Source organism: Vagococcus zengguangii, assembly GCF_005145005.1.
Taxonomy (GTDB): Bacteria; Bacillota; Bacilli; order Lactobacillales; family Vagococcaceae; genus Vagococcus_A; species Vagococcus_A zengguangii.
The window spans coordinates 1,312,793-1,328,558 of sequence record NZ_CP039712.1 but is presented as its reverse complement, the minus strand read 5'-3'; the positions used below and the strand labels follow the sequence as shown (position 1 = coordinate 1,328,558).

The 15,766-nt window shown below is 36.1% G+C and carries 11 protein-coding genes; 10 read left to right on the top strand and 1 reads right to left on the bottom strand.

What is annotated here, in order from left to right; translation table 11 throughout:
* Window positions 1-7 precede the first annotated feature (7 nt).
* The 8 genes from FA707_RS06260 (at window position 8) to FA707_RS06220 (ending at window position 11,395) form a co-directional block, all read left to right on the top strand.
* Window positions 8-835 (top strand): MetQ/NlpA family ABC transporter substrate-binding protein, encoded by an 828-nt coding sequence (locus FA707_RS06260; RefSeq protein ID WP_136953427.1) that lies wholly within the window; start codon window positions 8-10, stop codon window positions 833-835.
* A 164-nt stretch (window positions 836-999) separates the two neighbouring features.
* The gene (locus FA707_RS06255; protein ID WP_136953426.1) at window positions 1,000-1,362 is read left to right on the top strand and encodes a DUF1033 family protein; all 363 of its coding nucleotides are present in this window, start codon (window positions 1,000-1,002) and stop codon (window positions 1,360-1,362) included.
* On the top strand, window positions 1,310-3,388 hold the full coding sequence (locus FA707_RS06250; RefSeq protein WP_136953425.1) for a DNA topoisomerase 3: 2,079 nt from the start codon (window positions 1,310-1,312) through the stop codon (window positions 3,386-3,388). The genes FA707_RS06255 and FA707_RS06250 overlap by 53 nt, the downstream gene beginning before the upstream one ends.
* A 101-nt stretch (window positions 3,389-3,489) precedes the next feature.
* Complete coding sequence (locus FA707_RS06245; RefSeq protein WP_136953424.1) at window positions 3,490-3,984, top strand: hypothetical protein; 495 nt, start codon at window positions 3,490-3,492, stop codon at window positions 3,982-3,984.
* A gap of 153 nt (window positions 3,985-4,137) precedes the next feature.
* On the top strand, window positions 4,138-6,573 hold the full coding sequence (locus FA707_RS06240) for a DNA translocase FtsK (protein WP_136953423.1): 2,436 nt from the start codon (window positions 4,138-4,140) through the stop codon (window positions 6,571-6,573).
* A 151-nt stretch (window positions 6,574-6,724) separates the two neighbouring features.
* A complete protein-coding gene (locus FA707_RS06235; RefSeq protein WP_136953422.1) occupies window positions 6,725-8,050 on the top strand; it encodes an IS91 family transposase in 1,326 nt (441 codons plus the stop codon).
* Between the two features lie 317 nt (window positions 8,051-8,367).
* Window positions 8,368-9,546, top strand: coding sequence for an acetyl-CoA C-acetyltransferase (locus FA707_RS06225; protein ID WP_136953420.1), 1,179 nt, complete (start codon window positions 8,368-8,370; stop codon window positions 9,544-9,546).
* A gap of 157 nt (window positions 9,547-9,703) precedes the next feature.
* The gene (locus FA707_RS06220; RefSeq protein ID WP_246032304.1) at window positions 9,704-11,395 is read left to right on the top strand and encodes an IS1182 family transposase; all 1,692 of its coding nucleotides are present in this window, start codon (window positions 9,704-9,706) and stop codon (window positions 11,393-11,395) included.
* On the opposite strand, the gene FA707_RS06215 is transcribed toward FA707_RS06220, so the two are convergent.
* Window positions 11,374-13,455 (bottom strand): Na+/H+ antiporter, encoded by a 2,082-nt coding sequence (locus FA707_RS06215; protein WP_136953419.1) that lies wholly within the window; start codon window positions 13,453-13,455, stop codon window positions 11,374-11,376. The genes FA707_RS06220 and FA707_RS06215 overlap by 22 nt on opposite strands.
* A gap of 153 nt (window positions 13,456-13,608) precedes the next feature.
* Between FA707_RS06215 and rlmN the strand changes: the two genes are divergently transcribed.
* Entirely contained in the window at window positions 13,609-14,664 is a 1,056-nt protein-coding gene (gene rlmN / locus FA707_RS06210) for a dual-specificity RNA methyltransferase RlmN (RefSeq protein ID WP_136953418.1), read from the top strand.
* Window positions 14,665-14,760: 96 nt separating this feature from the next.
* Window positions 14,761-15,726: a PhoH family protein gene (locus tag FA707_RS06205; RefSeq protein ID WP_136954198.1), complete on the top strand. Its 966-nt coding sequence runs from the start codon at window positions 14,761-14,763 to the stop codon at window positions 15,724-15,726.
* Window positions 15,727-15,766: the final 40 nt, after the last annotated feature.

Here is a 15,766-nt window from a genome sequence, read left to right as displayed (position 1 = left end):
GATTAGTATGAAGAAAAAACTATTAACATTTTTAGGATTAACAGCTTTAACAATTGGTTTAGCAGCATGTGGTGGGAATGATGACAAAGCATCAGAAAATAGCAACGTTTTAAAAGTAGGCGCTTCGCCAACGCCTCATGGTGAAATTTTAGAACATATTAAACCTAAATTGGCTGAAGAAGGAATTGAATTAGAAATCGTAGAATTCCAAGACTATATTTTGCCAAACAAAGCCTTATCTTTAGGGGAGATTGATGCTAACTATTTCCAACATATTCCTTATTTTGAGCAAGCAGTTAAAGATAATGGGTATGACTTTGAAAATGCGGGTTCAGTCCACATTGAGTTAATGGCGTTTTATTCTCAAACATTGAAAGATGTGAAGGATGTTAAAAATGGTGCGACCGTCTTAGTCAGCAATTCTTCAACCGACTGGGGACGTGTCATTACCATTTTACAAAATGCCGGTCTTGTTAAAGTAAAAGATGGTGTGGATTTATTAACCGCAACATTTGATGACATTGCCGAAAACCCTAAAAATCTTAAGTTTAAATATGATGTGAATCCAGAGTTATTAACGACAGCTTATAAAAATAATGAAGCAGATTTAATTGCAATTAATGCCAACTTTGCTGAAACAATTGGACTGGCCCCTGAAAAAGATGGTGTGCTAGTAGAAAAAAATAATTCACCATATGCTAATATTGTGGCCATTAATGCGAAAGATAAAGACAGTGAAAAGATTCAAAAATTGATGGATGCTTTGCATGATGAAGAGACACAAGCTTGGATAAAAGAAAAATGGAACGGCAAAATTATGTCGGTATCAGAGTAGCGTCTAGGTTATGACAACAGTGGAAAGAGTGGCTATATTAGAGCCACTCTTTTTTGCGTAACGGTCATCTGAAGAATGATAAGTTGTATAATAGGTTTAACTACTTGCATTTTTAGTCTGGGTTATTTAAACTGACAGTAATAGATGAAAATGAGGTTGATCAAATGAGTTATCAAGTTATCGAAATGTACGGGGAAAACGAACCCTGGTGGTTTTTTAGTGATTGGGAAGAAGATATTGTTAGCCGACAAGAATTTCAAACGTTTGAAGAGGCCAACAATTACTTACATAAAATAATAATGGGATTAACAAATGATTATGAACAAATGACGTTTAAACCTGACTTCATGGCAGCTTTTTGGAATGAAGATGAGGTGCGTTTTTGTGAGGAATGTGATGATGATTTACAATTATATCGAGGCATTTTAATGCTCGAAAATGGAGAAAGAATGGTTGTTGATGGAAAGGAACAAAATGAAAAAATTAGTATTAGCAGAGAAGCCAAGTGTTGCAAGAGATTTAGCTAAAGTACTTGGCGCCAATGAAAAGCACAAAACATATATTGAAGGCAAACAAGTTATTGTAACTTGGGCCTTAGGTCACTTATTAACGTTAAAAATGCCCGAAGATTATCAAAAAGAATGGCGTGAATGGTCATTTGACACGTTACCAATGATTCCGAAACGACACGGAATTAAACCGCTACCAAAAACAACAGGACAGTTGAAGAGCTTTCAGAAGCTAGCTAACCGTTCTGATGTAGGAGAAATTATTATTGCAACCGATGCTGGTCGTGAAGGGGAACTTGTGGCACGTTGGATTTTAGAATATGCGCGTGTCAAAAAGCCAGTTAAACGTCTATGGATTTCTTCTCAAACTGAAAAGGCGATTAAAGAGGGGTTTAATAAATTAGAACCGGCTAAAGCGTTTGATGATTTATATGAATCAGCGGTTGCCCGTTCACAAGCCGACTGGCTAGTTGGACTAAATGTGACACGTGCGCTAACTGTAAAATATGACGATAATTTATCAGCAGGACGCGTGCAAACGCCGACATTGGCTTTAGTCGATAAACAAGATCGTAAAATCGATACGTTTAAACCGTCTACTTATTATGTCGTGCAGGTTAGCCATCAAGGGTTATCGGCTAAACTTCAAAAACAGGAAAAAGTCCTACAAGTTAAAGAAAGAGCCGAAGCTGAGGTTGTAGTTAAACAATTGCCGACAGAAGCGGTGATTGCGGATGTTAAAGAATCCACTAAGAATGAAAAAGCCCCGTTGCCTTATGATCTAACGGAATTGCAACGTGAAGCTAACCAACGTTACGGTTATTCAGCTAAGAAGACGTTATCAATTATTCAACGTCTCTATGAAATTCATAAAATCGTTACTTATCCGCGAACCGATTCTAAATATTTGACCAACGATATGAAAGCGTCAATGAAGGAACGTGTCTTAGCTATTAAGAGTTATTTTAATGAAGAGGTTCAACCGATTATTAAGAATCAGTTTAAAGTGGAACAACCAGCTGTTTTTCAAAATAACCGCGTGACGGATCATCATGGTATTATCCCAACGGAACAAGTACCAAGAAGTGAAAAACTAGATTTAGATGAAAATCGACTATATCAATTAATTTGCAAGCGATTTTTAACATTGTTTTATCCAGCTTACGTAGAAAAACGTCAAACGCTAACGCTAGATTTGGGTGCGTATCAAGTTCAGTTTAAACAAGCAGAAGTTGTGAATAAAGGGTGGAAACTTGAATTGACAACACCTGATAAGATGGGAACGTTCCAAAAAGGAGCAAAGATTTCACTGAACTACCAAGTTAAAGAAGAAATGACTACAGCGCCAGCTCCAATGAATGAAGGGCAGTTATTAGGGAAGATGGAACACTTTAATTTAGGGACGCCAGCTACTCGTGCTGAAATTATTGAACGTTTAATCTCGAGTGAACTAATTGAACGTCAAAATAATCGCTTGCGCGTAACGCCTAAAGGAAAGCAAGTATTGTCACTAGTTAATCCAGCTTTGGTGTCGCCTGAATTGACGGAAAAATGGGAAACTAAATTAGAAGCCATCGCTAGTGGTAAATTAACACGTCAAGCATTCATTAAAGAGATTGAAACAGAGACGACACGTTTAGTATCTGAAATAAAACAAAGCGATAAAACGTATAAAAATCATGCCATTACCTCGAAAAAGTGTCCTGAATGCGGGGAATTACTGAAAGAAAAAAATACAAAAAATGGTAAGATTTACGTTTGTACGAACCAAAGCTGCTCGTACAGTCGCCGAAAAGATCCTAAATTAAGTAATAAACGTTGTCCGCAATGTCATAAAAAAATGGAAATTCACTCAGGTAAAAGTGGCGATTTCTTTAAATGTAAGTATTGCGTGATTACTGAAAAGATGTCTAATAAACAAGAACGCAAGAAGAAAATGACGAAACATGAAGAACGAAAACTTGTGAAAAAATATAGTCAAGCAGCTGAACCTGAAGAAAGTCCATTAGCGCTAGCATTGAAGGCAGCTATGAAAGATAATTAATGAGCTGAGAATGTCGGAGCAAGCAAAAGACTGTGTAAATGATTAGCACAGTCTTTTTGTGCTATAATAAACTAAAGGAAATTTTTGCGGGAGGATTACTATTGAGTAATAAAAAAACAAATTCGTCTTTTCTATTAATTGGCTTTATTTATGGATTAATAGGACTATTAGGATGTTGGTCTTACGGTTTTATTGGCCGTTTAATTACTAATGTTTTTCGTTTTTTTGTTGGAGAAGGCTATATGATTCTTGGTATAATTAGCATTGTTTATGGGTTATTATTGATTTTGCTAAAAAAAGAGCTGCATTTTAAGAAGCCTCGTGTTTTTTGGGCATTCTTTAGTTGGTTGATGGCTTACGTTTGTTGGATGCAACGTGGATTCATTGCGAACGATGCGACTACCATATTGTCACAAATATTTAAAGGACTATACCAAGATGTGCAACTGAATCAACAAAACTTTGATAGCGGAGGGGGCCTATTAGGCGCTAGCGTTCATCAACTTTTAAGTTGGCTGCACCTCGATTTTCTAATGCCATTCACAATGATAGTATTTGTGTTGATTGGTCTAATGTTATTCATTAAAAAATCATAGGGGGAGTGACACTAGCTTAGCGTCACTGCTCTATTTTTTTGCTAAAAATGGTGTTGTTGTGAGTTTTCATCAAGAAAAAAAGATAATTTAGTGTATAATGAATGAGATGAGTGTTTGAAAAAACATGATTGATTAAGGTTTAGGAGTGTCGTCATGGCAAAAAAAACAAATAATAAGAAGAAAAAAAATACAAGAAAAACTAAAAAACAACAACAACAGCAAGAAAGACTTATTTACTTTTTTGTGGGATTGGCCTTTGTTTTGTTAGGTCTTTTTGGAATGTTACATGTTGGATTTTTAGGTAATTTAATTGCCAATGTTTTTCGATTACTAGTTGGAAATACCTATCATGTGTTTGGTCTGTTAACCATGGTGTTTGGTTTCTTAATTATGCTTTCGGGTAGTAAATTAAGAGTCAAAGAGCCAAAAAAAATCATTGGTTTAGTCATGATTTATATGGCCGTATGTTTATTGTTACATATTTTACTCTTTAGAAAAGGGATTAATAGTGATACCAATATAATCCAAGTCACCTGGTCTAAATTACTACATGATATACAAGCTGGAACAGTGAAATTATCAGTAGGTGGTGGGATGTTGGGGGCCTCGCTTTATTCCGTCACTTATTTCTTACTCGATCAATTAGGAAGTTATTTAATGATGTTCTTCATGGGGGTATGTGGTATTACTATGTTCTTTAATGTTAAGTTAGAACAAGTATTAGATATGCTTGCCAATGCAAAAGATAAATTACTCGCTTTCATTGAAGTTGATGAAGAGAAGTTAGCGGCTAAGCAAGCCATAAAAGAAGAGAAAAAACAATTAAAAGCGCAAGCCAAGCAAGAACGTGAAGTAGCTAAAGCAATACAACAAGCTGAACAGTCTCAAGCTAAAGAGCCAGTTGTCACGACTCACTCTCAACCACAAGAATCTTTATTTGAAATTGATCATTATCAAGAACCCGTGGATGAACAAGCGCCAGAAGTCATTATTGAAGAGTTAAATCCAAAGCCTAAAGCAAGTGATTATAGCGCATCAGCTCCAACGACAAGTTCAAATCAGCAGGGTAGTAATGATAGGGAAGAGGAAGAACCGTTAGATTTCGAGATTCCACAAGAAATTGAAAATCGTGATTATCAATTACCACCAACTAGTTTACTTGAAGAAATTCCTCAAGTGAATCAGAGTGGTGAAAATGAAAAGGTAAAAGAAAATCTTAAAATCTTAGAGCGAACATTTGCTAGTTTTGGAGTCGATGCGAAAGTGGTACGTGCTAGTATCGGCCCATCAGTTACGAAATATGAGATTCAACCAGCAGTCGGAGTCAAAGTTAGTAAAATTGTGAGTTTGACAGATGATTTAGCGTTAGCTCTTGCGGCAAAAGATATCCGTATGGAGGCGCCAATTCCTGGCAAATCATTAATTGGGATTGAAGTGCCTAATACTAAAGTCAGCATGGTATCGTTTAGAGATGTGATTGAGTCACAGCCTAGTCACGACGGTCGTTTGTTAGAAGTGCCATTAGGTCGAGATATATCTGGTCAAGTGGTTTCGGCAGACTTATCAAAAATGCCGCACATGTTAATTGCTGGTTCAACAGGTAGTGGGAAGTCAGTCTGTATCAATGGGATTATTACGAGTATCTTGATGAATGCTAAACCACACGAAGTTAAAATGATGATGATTGATCCTAAAATGGTTGAGTTGAATGTTTATAATGGTGTGCCTCATCTTTTAACACCAGTTGTTACGAATCCTCGTAAAGCGGCGCAAGCATTGCAAAAAGTCGTGCAAGAAATGGAAAAACGTTATGAATTGTTTGCGGGTTATGGCGTACGTAATATGACGGGTTACAATGAATTAATTATGAAACATAACTTAGATGATGGTGAAAAACGTCCAACATTACCTTATATTGTTGTAATCGTTGATGAGTTAGCAGACTTGATGATGGTAGCAAGTAATGAAGTCGAAGACGCTATTATTCGGTTAGCGCAAATGGCACGTGCAGCCGGCATCCATATGATTTTAGCAACTCAACGACCTAGTGTGGATGTTATTACTGGGATTATTAAGGCAAACGTGCCATCACGTATCGCCTTTGCAGTTTCAAGTGGTACTGACTCTCGTACGATTATTGACAGTAATGGTGCTGAGAAATTGTTAGGTCGTGGAGATATGTTGTTCTTGCCAATGGGTGAAAATAAACCGATTCGTGTCCAAGGTGCCTTTATTTCTGATGGTGAAGTTGAAGATATTGTGTCATTTGTTACAACGCAGCAAAAAGCGGAGTATCGTGAAGATATGATGCCAAGTGATGAACCAACATCAATGAACGGGAGTGGAGAATCACAAGATGAATTGTATGACGAAGCGGTCGCAATGGTTGCCGAAATGGAAGCAGCTAGCATATCTATGCTACAACGACGTTTTAGAATTGGTTACAATCGCGCTGCTCGATTAATTGATGAAATGGAGGCCAATGGTGTAGTCGGACCTTCAGAAGGTAGTAAACCTCGTAAAGTGTTAATCTCAGCAATAGAGTCAGTAGAAGAAAGCTCACCAAATGAGAACGATTTGCCGTTTTAAACCAATAGAATTATTAGGTGTAAGGTAGACAGCCGTTTACCTTACGCTTTTTTTAACTATAAAGGGATTATAAAATTTTGTGTCGTATGATGCTTGTTCTATCAAGTGTTATACGGCTTTTTTATTGTTTCAAATTTGGTATAATTTAAATATGAATGTGAATATTCTTCAAGCTATATTTTTTGATAAGTATCATAATTGGGATAATTTTATCATCAAGTATTCTGACAGACTTCGTCCGGTAGTTAAGAAGGAGGTTGTTAAGTTTAGAAATTGTGGAGATATCCAGAAAGGATATCGTTTGTATGTTTGCGAGGGATGTCATGATGTCAAATTTCTACCTTTAAGATGTAAAGGTAAGTTTTGTCCAAGTTGTGCTAAAGGTGAGAGTGAACGTTGGAGTGAAACGATAGCTCAAGACATGTATCACACTATTCATCGTCACATTGTTTTTACAATAGATGAAGGTTTACGTGATATCTTTTTAATGGATAAGTATCGAAGTACCTTGTTAAAAGGATTAATGGATGAAGCCGCCAAAATAATTATAGAGTTCTTTGATAATCGTAAGATACAGCCTGGAATAATTTCTGGATTACATACGTTTGGTTCACAATTAGAGTTTAATCCTCATGTTCATATGATAGTAACAATGGGTGGTGTAAACAGAAAAGGTGAATGGGAAAATTATGATTATTTACCTTATGTAATGCTTAGAAAATATTGGCAGAATGCGGTATTAAAATTGATTAGGAGAACTTTATCACCACGTGATAAAGCAAAAGTTCAGTATAAATTACAGAAGGCCTACCATCAAAATGGAGAAGGATTTTATGTGAATGCTCCTAAACGGAGCAGAACGAATACCAAAGGCTTACTACAATATATCAGTCGCTATATGAAAAGAGGGCCTATTGCATTAGAACGAATAAAAATGTATGACGGTCATCATGTCATGTTTGAATATCATGATAAGCGGACGAATAGAAAAGAAATGAAAACAATGACGGCAGAAGAGTTTATAGGGGCATTAGTTCGTCATATTCCAGATCGACATTTTAGAATGATACGTCATTATGGTATTTATAGTCGAAGGATAAAAAGCTTTATCAAAAAAATTGTAGAAGTTTATCAAGAAAAGGTAAAAAAGTTATTGATAAACAGTAAACAAATGCTTAAAAGTAAAACTTGGGCTCAAAGAATAACCGAATGTTTTGGAAAAAATCCATTGGATTGTCCTAATTGTGGTGAAGAATTTGTCTTTATGGGGATGAGTGTGTGCAAAAATGGTAGACTAATTACTAAATATACGAAGAATAAGCAAGCAATGATAGTGATGAAGGAGGAGAATATTCGTCTTGGCCAAAAAGAAACGCAACATCAACAAAAAGAAAAAACAGAAGCAGCTTTTAAAAAGCTTCGATTCGACTGGGAATTCTACGGTGACTTATATATGTCTCCAGTGTGGAATAGCTGAACGTATTCCGAAGGAAATCATTGAAACGATTGAGTTTTTAGATGAAGATTTCAGTCCGCTTACTGCACCACAATTTAGTTGTGAAAAATGTGGTGGTGAAATGTATCCACAATATTATCGAAATTTCTGTGGGATAGAATTTCAATTGTCAGATGTGCAAGATAAATAGTTACCACTACACTAAAAAGGCCTCGGGAAATTTTTCCCGAGGTTTTCTTAGTAGAAATACTAAATTTGTTTAAAAGTCATGAGTTTAGGTATTTATTTCGTTAAGAGTTCGTTATAATGGGGGAAGAATAAAGACTAGGGGGTTATTTATGAAAAATGTAGTCATAGTAGAAGCACAACGCACACCAATCGGTAAATTTGGCGGTGCTTTTGCGGATGTTTCAGCAGTTGAATTAGGGGTTACAGCGGCTAAGGCGGCTTTAAATAAAGCGGGCATCCAACCTCATCAAGTAGATGAAGTGATTATTGGCAATGTGTTGAGTGCAGGTCTAGGACAAAATGTGGCGCGTCAAGTAGCGTTAGGCCTATCGATACCTCAAGAAAAACCTGCATTTACTGTTAATATGGTTTGTGGATCAGGTATGAAAGCTATCATGCTAGGAGCTCAAGCGATTCAAACAGGTCAATCAGAAGTAGTGCTAGTGGGTGGTACTGAAAATATGACCCAAGCACCCTATTTAGATATGACGCGTCGTTGGGGCAATAAAATGGGGACCGATGAAATATATGATAGCATTCTAAAAGACGGCTTGACCGATGCAATAGGTGACTATCATATGGGGATAACGGCAGAAAACTTAAGTGAAAAATATCAAATTTCTCGTCAAGCGCAAGATGAATTCGCAGCAAATAGCCAACGTAAAGCTATTAAGGCAATGGATATGGGTAAATTTGTCGATGAAATAGCGCCAGTTGTCAAATCTTCAAGAAAAGGCCAATTGGAAACTGTTGAGACGGATGAATATCCAAGACGCGGGGTGACCGCTGAAGGAATAGCAAGCATGCGTCCGGCTTTTAAACGAGATGGGACAGTCACAGCTGCTAATGCTTCAGGAATAAATGATGGGGCAGCGATGTTAGTCTTAATGTCTGCTGAAAAAGCGCAAGCTTACAACCTACCTATTATGGCAGAAATTATTTCGTATGCGACTGCCGGAGTTTCACCAGATGTGATGGGGGAAGGTCCTATTCCAGCAACAAAAAAAGCGTTAGAACAAGTGAATCTAGAGATTTCTGATTTGTCCTTAGTAGAAGCGAATGAAGCATTTGCTGCCCAATCTTTGGCAGTAATTGAAGGCTTATCGCTTAATCCTGACATTGTAAATGTTAATGGTGGCGCAATCGCTCTAGGCCATCCGATTGGTGCAAGCGGTGCACGGATTATGGTGAGTTTAATTCATGAAATGCAAAAGCAAGGGGCTGAATATGGCTTAGGTACTTTATGTATCGGTGGTGGTCAAGGCGCATCGATTATTGTTAAACGCTAAATTAAATGTTAAAAAATGAGGCTGTGACATAAGTCTCTAAAAAAACCCCTGATAAATTTGGTAATAAAGCCAAATTTATCAGGGGTTTTGGTATAATAAAATAAAAAAGAAGCACGGTCCGACCCATGCTTCAAAGAATCCTAGAAAGGACCAAAAAATGTATTCTAATTATAACATGAATCAGTTAAGTTTGGATATTACAACTTCATATATTCCAGAAAAAAATAATACGGCTTGGTTTATTAACGAGCTAGTTGAAACATTAAAAATCAAAGAATCTTATTTATTCGGAAGACCACGTCAATATAATTTATCTGCTATGTTAAAGCTGGTCTTATTTGCGTACACACGCAGTGTTTTTAGTAGTCGTAAAATTGCTCAATTGGCTGAAGAGAGCCTACCGGCTCGTTGGTTAACACAAGAAATGATGCCTTCTTATCGAACGATTGCACGCTTTAGAATATCTGATGAATTAGAAGGTCTTATTAATCAAGGCTTGGAGCAGCTAACCGCTTATTTACGTCAACAAAACATGATTGATGATGCCATTTTTATTGATGGAACTAAAATTTTAGCTGATGCCAATAAATTTAGTTTTGTTTGGAAGAAAAGCACGATTCGTTTCGATGCGATGAATCGAGAAGCAACCGTCTCTTTAATGAATGAATTAAAAGAGGCTTATTCGTCGTCTCATATACCAGATGGTTCTAATCTGTCTTTAGATATGGTTGATGAAGTTCTAACTCGTTTAGAATTCAGATTAGAAGAATTAGAAAAACAAATTGAAACAACACCTAAGCTTTCTCCCAACCCTGCTAAACAAGAACGACGTTCTTTAAAATCAACTAAAAGAAAATTAGCTGCACGTCGAGCTAAAATGCTAGAACATCAAAAGCAATTTAAGACTTTCGGGAAACGAAACAGCTTTTCAAAAACTGATCACGATGCCACTTTCATGAGAGTAAAAGAAGATCACATGAAAAATGGTCAGCTTAAGCCAGCTTATAATCTGCAAATTGCTACGAGCAAGCAATTTATCGTAGGCTATGATGTTTACCAAAATCCAACAGATACTAAAACGTTAATCCCTTTCTTAGAAAAAATGAATTTAGCAGAAAAGGATGCCATGTATATAGTGGCAGATGCAGGTTATGGTTCAGAAAGTAACTATCAATATCTAGAAGACAAATTATCTCAACATACCTCATTAATCCCGTACGGGACAATGTTGAAAGAAAATAGTAAGAAATGGCAGTCAGATGATAAAAAGGTAATGAATTGGTTTTACGAAGAAAAAGAAGACTATTATATTGACCCAAAAGGAGTCCGTTTTAATTTTAATACGTATCGAAAACGCACAGACAAAGACGGTTTTACACGTGATTTCAAGGAATATGTGGCAGAAAAATATGACGAAAATCGTGAAGAAATTCCTGCTGCGTTAACAGCCAAAGGCCACATAAGAAAAATAATGATTAATCCTTCATGGGAATATTATAAAGCGAAGCAACGAGATTTTCTTTCAACGAAAGAAACTGGAAAAATTTACGCTAAACGTAAGATTGATGTGGAACCAGTTTTCGGACGGATGAAGGCTTCTTTGGGCTTCACTCGTTTCTCTGTGAGAGGACTTGGAAAAGTTCTCAAGGAAACCGGTATTGTTTCCTTGGCGCTAAATATGATGAAATTAGCGTCTTGGGAGACGCAGAAAGACATAGAAAATAGAAAAAATCCGAAACAAACGAAAAATAACACTTTTCGTCCGTTTCGGATTTTTTATTTTAGACTAATAACACTAACTTTTGTCACAGCCTCTTTTTTTATCTTTTATATTAACGTTGATTCGTAATAAGTTAACGATTGACGTAGCTTATTAGCAGTTGCTAAAGTTATTTTTCCAGCTGAATATAAATCGTGAATGACTTTGCGTTCAGTGTAAATCGCAATATTATAATATTCTGCTAATTTTTCGTTATAGTTATCAGCTAAACGTTCATTACCATGTTTAATCCGTTGTAATTTATATTTGTATTCATGTTCTTTTTGGTTGATAACTTGTAATTCGAATTGTCCTTCTCTTGTTGAAGGATCAATAGTTTGGGCATATTTTTTAAGTTCTTGAATCGCACCTGTTGTTGAAGCAAGCTGAGTTTGATAGAACATGGTGTTTTCAACTTCCTCAATAGCTTGACGATTAACTTTTACAAAAGATAATACCCAACGAACAAAATTAATTTTTAGACCATATGCAGCTTTAATTATCTTAGAAATAAAAGAATTTTCTAATGTTTTTTCTTTCATGTCAATACTTTTTAATTGGCGTTTAATAAAATCAGTTTCTTCTGTTGTATGGCATTCTAATTCCCTTAATGCAACTTTTTCCCCATAAAACGCGACGCGCTGGATTTCTTTTTCAATTTCTAAGTAGGTTGCCGACGTTTCTTCGTCTAATGCTTCTTTGTGTAAGTGATCTAAACGCATTTGGAATTCATGAAGTAGGTCAGCTGTAATCAATTGATCTTCACCGACATTGAATTCTGAAAGTGCCTTTATTACTTGGACATTCATTAATTGACGGGCTTCCATCTCAGTGTATAGCTCATCAATGTCCTCATTTTCGTCCAATGAGTGTTCTTCAGACAAGTCATCTGAACTTGATAAAAACTTCGCATGATTTTTGGTTAATAGCGGTAACCCAATGGAAGCTACAATTAAACTCATCATGACAACGCCACACGCTATTGCGATCATTAATGAACGTTGCTCAAAAGCTTGTCCACTAGGTGTCACTAAAGGCATTGACATGATAGTCGCTAAGGTTACAGCCCCACGAACGCCTGTCATACCCGTCAGAAAAGCTATAAAAAAACTTGGCTTTTCGCTTTTTTCTTTTTTTCGATAGGTAATTAAGACGAATAAGTAAGACCAAACAGTTCGTATCACTAATAAGAAGAACCAAGTAATTAAGATATACATTAGCAATTGTGTGTTTTTAATCTCGGGATTACGAATAACCTCGCGCATGGCAATTGGTAATTCAGCTCCTAGAAGCACAAAGACTATCCCATTTAAGATGTAAATCAAGACATCCCACATACGTGATGTAATGATGCGCACTTCAGGATGGAAATTAGTGTCAATATTTTTTCTAGTTAATGTGGTAAAGCCAGCTGTCACGACCGCAATAACGCCTGATGCATGGAATTCTTCTGCAATCATATAAATAATAAACGGTGTGAGTAGTTGAATAGTTGAATGCAAAATAACATCCTGAATCCCCAATTTGAATAAATTATATTTCAATGAATGAATTAAAAGCATTGCAATAAAGCCAATAATACCTCCGATAACTGCCATATAGATGAAGTTAGTTGTAGCATCCATGATAGAGAAGTAGCCGGTCATAAAAGCTGCTAAGGCATATTTAAAGGCTATCAGGCCACTTGCATCATTAATTAAACTTTCTCCACTGATTAATCCCATGATTTTGCTTGGGAGTTTCACCTGTTCGGCAATACTTTGCACTGCGACCGGATCCGTTGGAGATAAAACAGCGATTAAGGCCATCGCAAGTGGTAATGGGAAACTAGGAATTAACCAGTTAATAAAGTAACCACCAAGAATCGTTGTTAAAAAGACGAGTAAAATGGCATAACCGAAAATCGGTATTCTTAATTCCCACATTTCTTTATTTGGAAAATGTTTGGCATCGTTAAACAGCAAGGGAGCAACGAAGAGGAGCATAAACCAGTCGGATTCCCATGTGATGTTGATGTCAAAAACTAGGACAACAATGAGTCCTATAGCAATTTCTATTAGTGCTGTTGGAATTGAGACTAAATAATGACTAATGATATTAGAAATGACAACCAACAGAATAATTAAAATAGTTGCTTCGAGTAGTAGCATAACATTCCACCTTTCTTTTACTCTAAATTATAACAAATAATACCTTTAATACAAACAACTGTGTATTTTTTGTATAAAAAAATTGATTGTCTAAAAGGAAAGTTTGTTATATAGTTTACAAGTTAAGAGTTGGTTATTGAAAGGAGAATAAATGTGGATAAACAAGCAATTTATGGTTTGACCTATGGGAATTTAGAAAATTGGCTGATTGAAAATGGTGAAAAGAAGTTTCGAACTTCACAAATTTGGGGTTGGTTATATATAAAACGTGTGAAAAAATTTGAGGAAATGTCAAATTTATCAAAAGCTTTGATAGAAAAATTATCAGCTAATTTTAGCTTTACACCCCTTAATCAAGTCGTTGTGCAAGAATCAAAAGATGGTACGGTTAAATATCTATTTCAATTAGAAGATAAGCATATGATTGAAACAGTTTTAATGACGCACCACTATGGTTTGTCAGTTTGCGTCACAACGCAAGTAGGATGTAATATTGGTTGTACATTCTGTGCGAGCGGTATTTTGAAGAAACAACGTGATTTAACAGCGGGTGAAATTGTCGCACAAATTATGCAAGTGCAATTTTACTTAGACAGTAAGGGTGAAGGGCAACGTGTTAGTCATATCGTGGTTATGGGAATTGGTGAACCATTTGATAACTACGACAATGTGTTAGACTTCTTAAACATTGTTAATAATGCGAAAGGTTTGGCAATCGGTGCACGTCATATTACTGTTTCGACTAGTGGGTTGATTCATAAGATACGTGAATTTGCTGATGAACCGCTCCAAATTAATTTAGCCATTTCATTGCATGCACCAAACAATGAGGTTCGTACGTCCATTATGCGTATTAATCGTAGCAATCCAATTGAAAAATTAATGGATGCAGTAGACTATTATTTATCAAAAAACAATCGTCGTATAACGTTCGAGTACATTATGTTATCTAATGTTAATGACCGTCCGGAACATGCACGTCAATTAGCAGCCTTACTAAAAGATAAGAAGAAATTGGCATATGTCAATTTAATCCCTTATAATCCAGTAAGTGAGCATGATCAGTATTCACGTAGTTCAAAAGAAGACGTGTTAGCTTTTTATGATGTCTTGCAAAAACATGGCATAAATTGTGTGATTCGTAAAGAGCAAGGATCAGATATCGATGCAGCTTGTGGACAATTACGTAGTAAACAAATGAAAAAATAACGAAAAAGAATCTACGATTATTGTAGATTCTTTTTAAGTTGTGCTAAATGTGGTATTATTTAACAATAGATAATCTAAAAAGGAGCGAAGACTTTGATCAATATTGAAGAATTTTCGACTGAGTTAGTCTTACATAATCCAGAAAAAGCAGTTCAATTATTTGGCGCTCACGATGCCCATTTAAAATTAATAGAAGAAAATCGTCATGTGAATATTCATACGCGTGGTGAAGTGATTCAAATTAGCGGTCAAGAGGCCGATGTTGTAGCTGTTGAAGAAATTATTAAAAAACTTGAGATGTTATTGCTTAAAGAAGTACCTGTTAGTACGCCTGATGTTGTTACCGCATTAAAAATGTCAAAAAAAGGCACGTTAGAGTATTTTATTGATTTGTATGAAGAAGAAATTCTTAAAGATAAAAATGGTAAAGCTATCCGAGTTAAAACATATGGTCAAAAGAAATATATCGAAACTATTAAGAAAAAAGATATTACCTTTGGGATTGGACCGGCTGGTACTGGTAAAACGTTCTTGGCGGTAGTAATGGCCATAGCAGCATTGAAACGTGGCGAAGTGAAGAAAATTGTCTTAACACGTCCAGCTGTTGAAGCAGGTGAAAATCTTGGTTTTCTACCTGGGGATTTAAAAGAGAAAGTTGATCCTTATCTACGTCCGGTCTATGACGCATTGTACGCGATTTTTGGCATTGAACATACGAACCGTTTGATGGAACGAGGGGTCATCGAAATTGCACCGCTTGCTTATATGCGTGGTCGTACGTTAGATGAAGCATTCGTTATTTTAGATGAAGCGCAAAATACAACCGTTGCCCAAATGAAAATGTTTTTAACGCGCTTGGGCTTTAATTCAAAAATGATTGTCAATGGAGACGTGTCACAAATCGACTTGCCACGTGGAACTAAGAGTGGATTGATTGATGCACAACACAAATTAAATCGTATTAAACGTATCGGTTTTGTTGAGTTTGAATCAAACGATGTCGTTCGTCATCCCGTGGTAGCTGAAATCATTGAGGCATATCAACAAGAAGAAAGTCATTAATTTAGGAGATGAGGCAAAGTGAAAATTAATTTTTCACGAT

Bases quoted from the DNA above. Each gene is read 5' to 3' on its own strand.
- FA707_RS06260 (WP_136953427.1), top strand. From the start codon at position 8: ATGAAGAAAAAACTATTAACATTTTTAGGATTAACAGCTTTAACAATT.
- FA707_RS06255 (WP_136953426.1), top strand. From the start codon at position 1,000: ATGAGTTATCAAGTTATCGAAATGTACGGGGAAAACGAACCCTGGTGG.
- FA707_RS06250 (WP_136953425.1), top strand. From the start codon at position 1,310: ATGAAAAAATTAGTATTAGCAGAGAAGCCAAGTGTTGCAAGAGATTTA.
- FA707_RS06240 (WP_136953423.1), top strand. From the start codon at position 4,138: ATGGCAAAAAAAACAAATAATAAGAAGAAAAAAAATACAAGAAAAACT.
- FA707_RS06235 (WP_136953422.1), top strand. From the start codon at position 6,725: ATGAATGTGAATATTCTTCAAGCTATATTTTTTGATAAGTATCATAAT.
- FA707_RS06225 (WP_136953420.1), top strand. From the start codon at position 8,368: ATGAAAAATGTAGTCATAGTAGAAGCACAACGCACACCAATCGGTAAA.
- FA707_RS06220 (WP_246032304.1), top strand. From the start codon at position 9,704: ATGTATTCTAATTATAACATGAATCAGTTAAGTTTGGATATTACAACT.
- FA707_RS06215 (WP_136953419.1), bottom strand. From the start codon at position 13,455: ATGCTACTACTCGAAGCAACTATTTTAATTATTCTGTTGGTTGTCATT.